Source organism: Limnohabitans sp. (genome assembly GCF_040401495.1).
Lineage (GTDB): Bacteria > Pseudomonadota > Gammaproteobacteria > Burkholderiales > Burkholderiaceae_C > Limnohabitans.
In genome coordinates this window covers 8,587-12,685 of the sequence record NZ_JBBAOI010000035.1, presented here as the reverse complement: position 1 = coordinate 12,685, position 4,099 = coordinate 8,587, and the positions used below count along the sequence as shown (strand labels likewise).

General features: G+C 53.3%; 4 protein-coding genes and 1 tRNA gene. 4 read left to right on the top strand and 1 reads right to left on the bottom strand.

Annotation, left to right across the window (positions count from 1 at the left end; translation table 11 throughout):
- Positions 1 to 86: transfer RNA gene (locus AC9UEO_RS13155), tRNA-Leu, on the bottom strand.
- 67 nt (positions 87 to 153) lie between these two features.
- Between AC9UEO_RS13155 and AC9UEO_RS13150 the strand changes: the two genes are divergently transcribed.
- Genes AC9UEO_RS13150 through AC9UEO_RS13135 form a run of 4 tightly spaced genes read left to right on the top strand, consistent with a single transcriptional unit; the run spans position 154 to position 3,951 of the window.
- The gene (locus AC9UEO_RS13150; RefSeq protein ID WP_509534367.1) at positions 154 to 942 is read left to right on the top strand and encodes an FHA domain-containing protein; all 789 of its coding nucleotides are present in this window, start codon (positions 154 to 156) and stop codon (positions 940 to 942) included.
- A 6-nt stretch (positions 943 to 948) separates the two neighbouring features.
- Positions 949 to 1,416 (top strand): FHA domain-containing protein, encoded by a 468-nt coding sequence (locus tag AC9UEO_RS13145; protein WP_509534365.1) that lies wholly within the window; start codon positions 949 to 951, stop codon positions 1,414 to 1,416.
- A complete protein-coding gene (locus tag AC9UEO_RS13140) occupies positions 1,413 to 2,600 on the top strand; it encodes a Stp1/IreP family PP2C-type Ser/Thr phosphatase (protein WP_509534362.1) in 1,188 nt (395 codons plus the stop codon). Before AC9UEO_RS13145 ends, AC9UEO_RS13140 begins: the two co-directional genes overlap by 4 nt.
- On the top strand, positions 2,593 to 3,951 hold the full coding sequence (locus tag AC9UEO_RS13135; protein WP_509534360.1) for an FtsW/RodA/SpoVE family cell cycle protein: 1,359 nt from the start codon (positions 2,593 to 2,595) through the stop codon (positions 3,949 to 3,951). Before AC9UEO_RS13140 ends, AC9UEO_RS13135 begins: the two co-directional genes overlap by 8 nt.
- Positions 3,952 to 4,099: the final 148 nt, after the last annotated feature.

Genomic DNA, 4,099 nt, shown 5'->3' with positions numbered 1-4,099 from the left:
TGGTGCGCGAGGGGGGACTTGAACCCCCACGTCCTTTCGAACACTGGCACCTGAAGCCAGCGCGTCTGCCATTTCGCCACTCGCGCGAGTAGAGACATGACGCTACCCACCCTTTGCCACCCACCCAACAACTGCCCCAAGTAACCTGTGCGTATGGCTAAAGGAACCGTTGAACGGTCGATCGAGAACATCTTTGACGGCGTGTTCTCGCGCGCCTTTAAGAGTGGTGTGAAACCCCTGCAGATTGGCAGGCGACTCTTGCAGGTGGTCGATTCCGAGCGTGATCTTGATGCCCAAGGCCGCCGAGTGGTGCCGAATAGCTATTTGGTGCAAATGAGTGCCGCTGATCGTGAAGGCTTTGCCGACTTGGAAGGCTCGCTTCTGCAAGAACTGACCGCGGCATTGCGCGAATACATCGCGACAGAGGGTTACCACGTGGAAGGCAAGGCCCGTGTTGCATTGCGCACGAACCCTGATCTGCGCAAAGGCAAGTTCGACATTGAAAGTCGCACCGTGACTCCCGATGAAGTGCCGGTGCCAAGTTCCACTATTGGCGCTGTGGGTTCTGTTCCACTCCCCCCTCGTACTTTGGCAACTGTTACAGAGACGCCGGAAGAAAACGCAGGCGCGCTGTGGGTTGCGCCGTCAAGTTCTGATTCACCACCAGCAGTGCTGACATTGCCAGGTGGGCAACGTATTGAGTTGCATGAAGGTCATTACGTGTTGGGTCGCCATTTGGAAAACGACATCGTGTTGAATGACACCAATGTCAGCCGTAAGCATGCAGAGTTTGTATGTGCAGCAGGCGAAGTAATGGTGCGCGACTTGGGAAGCACGAACGGCACTAAAGTAAATGGCGTTGTGGTGGGTGGCGAACAATTGCTGCAACACGGAGACGTCATCAACTTCGGAACCGCCCAGGTGACCTTCGAGGCCTCGTAGTCGTTAATGACTGATGCCTTACTCAACGCCCTGAAGCTGATTCTTCTTGCGCTGATTTATTTGTTCTTCGGCCGTGTGCTGTGGGCTGTGTGGAGCGAAGTGCGCACGCCGGTTATGCCAGCAGCTCGCGTTGGTGGCGGCACTGCATCACGTAGTCGTGCGAAAAAGTCTGCTGGTAAAGGTGTGCCGTTGTTTGTGGTGATTGAACCAAAGCAACACAGAGGTGCCACATACACGTTGTCGAGTGTGCTTGCGATTGGCCGCTTGGAAGATAACGACATTGTGATTGACGATGATTCCTTTATATCTAGCCATCACGCGCGTATTGAAATACGGCCAGAAGGCACGTGGGTAGTGGATTTGGGCAGTACTAATGGCTGTTATGTGAATGGTCAGCGGGTTGCCGATGAGCGATCCGTGCGAAAAGGCGACAGAATTCAAGTGGGCTCAACAGTGTTGGAGATGCGTTCATGAAATTGAAATGGGGCGCAAGTACCGATGTGGGCATGGTGCGACAGCAGAACGAAGACTCGTTTCTGGCTGAAGAGACATTGTTCGTGGTTGCAGACGGCATGGGTGGCCACAACGCAGGCGAAGTAGCAAGTGCATTAGCGGTGACAACGCTGAAGGCCGGCGCACGTTTGGGAATTGACACCACAGAAGATTTCCGCGAACTAGTACAACAAGCAAACAGCGCGATTTACACCGCAAGCTTGGATGACAGCACACAAAGCGGCATGGGTACAACAGTGACTGCACTCAGCATTGTGGAAGGCGAAGAGCCGCGCGTGTTGGTGGCAAACGTTGGTGACTCACGCGCGTACTTGTGGCGCAGCGGCGCGTTGAGCCGTTTAAGCGTTGACCATAGTTATGTGCAAGAACTGGTGAACGAAGGCATTATTACGCCAGAGGCTGCGCGTGTGCACCCACGACGCAACATTGTGACGCGGGCATTGGGTATTGACCGTTCAGTGATGGTTGATGTGTTTACGCATTTCGTTCGTACTGGTGATCGCATTGTGTTGTGCAGTGATGGTTTGGTTGATGAAGTTGCTGATGTGGAAATAGCTCGGGTGCTTGGTCAACACACAGACCCTCAGGAAACTGCAGAGGCTTTGGTAATGGTGGCAAATACCAATGGTGGTCGCGATAACACCACCGTGATTGTGGTGGATGTGCTTGATGACATCAGTGAGCCAATTGCTTCAACTACACCTGACAACACCGCGCCGATGCAATCGCCAAGTGTTGATTCGGTTGATTCGGGGCTTGTCGGTGCTGGTGTTGGTTCTGTAGCGGTGAAAAAGAAAAGCCGCGTGGGCATGGTGTTGTTCTGGACAGCGCTAGTTGCCATTGTTTTCAGCGGCATCACCATTGTGGGTGTGTATGCACGAAGCGGATACTTCATCGGATTCGACAAAGACAGCAGGGTTGCTGTGTATCGCGGACGTGTTGGCGGAGTGCTGTGGTTTAACCCCACCATTGATACCCAGACAACATTGTCGGGTGAAGATTTGCCAGAAGACGTATTGCGTGATGTTGCGTTGAACCGCACATTCACATCGTCTACTAATGCAAGCAAGTATTTGGCACTGATTCGTATTGCAATCATCGATGCGACCACCACCACAAGTACAACCAGCACCACCGTTGGATAATTCACTCGCACGCAGCCGCCGTGGGGTGGAACTGGGCCTGGTGTTGTTGGCTGGTTTCATTACAGCTGGTGCATATGTATTGGCGTCGCTGGGGCAACGAAGTTCTATGCCGGCACGCATTGTGCCGTTCATGTTGTTTGTGTTGTCGCTGTTGGGTGCTGCACATGTTGCGGTGCGGTTTGTGGCACGTGGTGCTGACCCACTGATCTTGCCAACGGCAGCGTTGTTGCATGGCATGGGCTTTGTGATGATTGCACGACTGAGCGACAGGTGGGCAGGGTTGCAAGCCACTTGGAGCTTTGTGGGTGTTGCCGCATTCATTGCAACGTTGGTGGTGTTGGAACGCCCAGGTGATTTGCGTAGATACCAATTCACTTCGTTGGCATTGGGTGTTGGACTGTTGTTGTTGCCAATGGTGCCAGGCGTTGGCTTCACTAGTGGTGGCGCACGTATTTGGGTGAGCGTTGGACCCATTAACTTTCAGCCAGGAGAGTTTGCAAAGATTTTGCTAGCAGTGTTCTTTGCTGCGTACTTGGCAGAGCGTCGCGAATTGATTGTGCAGGGGCACACGAAGATATTGGGTGTTACGTTGCCAGAGCTTCGCCACTTGGCCCCGATCTTGGTGGCGTGGGCAGTCAGTGTTGTGGTGATGGTGGGCGAAAAAGACTTGGGTTCGTCCTTGATGTTCTTCACCTTGTTCGTGGTGATGCTGTGGGTGGCGACAGAACGCACCAGTTTCTTGGTGATGGGTATTGGTTTGTTTGTGGGTGGTGCAGTGATTGCATACAACTTGTTCGATCATGTGCAGACACGCGTTGAGATTTGGCTGCACCCATGGGACCAATACACAGGTCGCGGATACCAACCGATTCAGGCATTGTTTGCATTAGCCAATGGCGGCATGACTGGTACTGGGCTTGGCATTGGAGACCCTGGTGCAATACCGGCGGCGCATAACGACTTTATTTTCGCGGCCTTAGGTGAAGAGTTGGGTTTACTGGGTGGCGTTGCGATTCTGAGTGCGTTCGTGTTATTGGTGGGTGCTGGCATGCGCACTGCATTGCGCGCACAACGCGACTTTGAGAAGTTGTTGGCAACGGGCCTCACCACCATTGTGGCGATACAGACATTCATCATTATTGGTGGTGTGTTACGCGTGGTGCCACTAACTGGCGTGACGTTGCCGTTTATGAGCTACGGCGGATCATCATTAGTGGCTAACTATGTGGTGCTGGCATTACTGATTCGTATTAGTGACACCACGGCGCGCAGTTTGCATGAAGTGCCAGATTCATCCAGTATTGCGGAACGTTTTGCATTGTGGCGCTTGCGTAGGGCGGCTGCGGCATGAACCAGCGCATTCGTCATTTAACCGTGGCACTGATTGTGCTGTTCGGTCTGTTGTTCGTGCAACTGACGAACTGGCAAGTGGTGCAACGCGATTCGTTGGTGAGTAACCCCCGCAACAACCGCATTACATTGCGCGACTTTGATACGCC

What these genes read in the sequence shown, in the direction of transcription:
- AC9UEO_RS13150 (WP_509534367.1), top strand. Translation starts at nt 154, where the DNA reads ATGGCTAAAGGAACCGTTGAACGGTCGATCGAGAACATCTTTGACGGC.
- AC9UEO_RS13145 (WP_509534365.1), top strand. Translation starts at nt 949, where the DNA reads ATGACTGATGCCTTACTCAACGCCCTGAAGCTGATTCTTCTTGCGCTG.
- AC9UEO_RS13140 (WP_509534362.1), top strand. Translation starts at nt 1,413, where the DNA reads ATGAAATTGAAATGGGGCGCAAGTACCGATGTGGGCATGGTGCGACAG.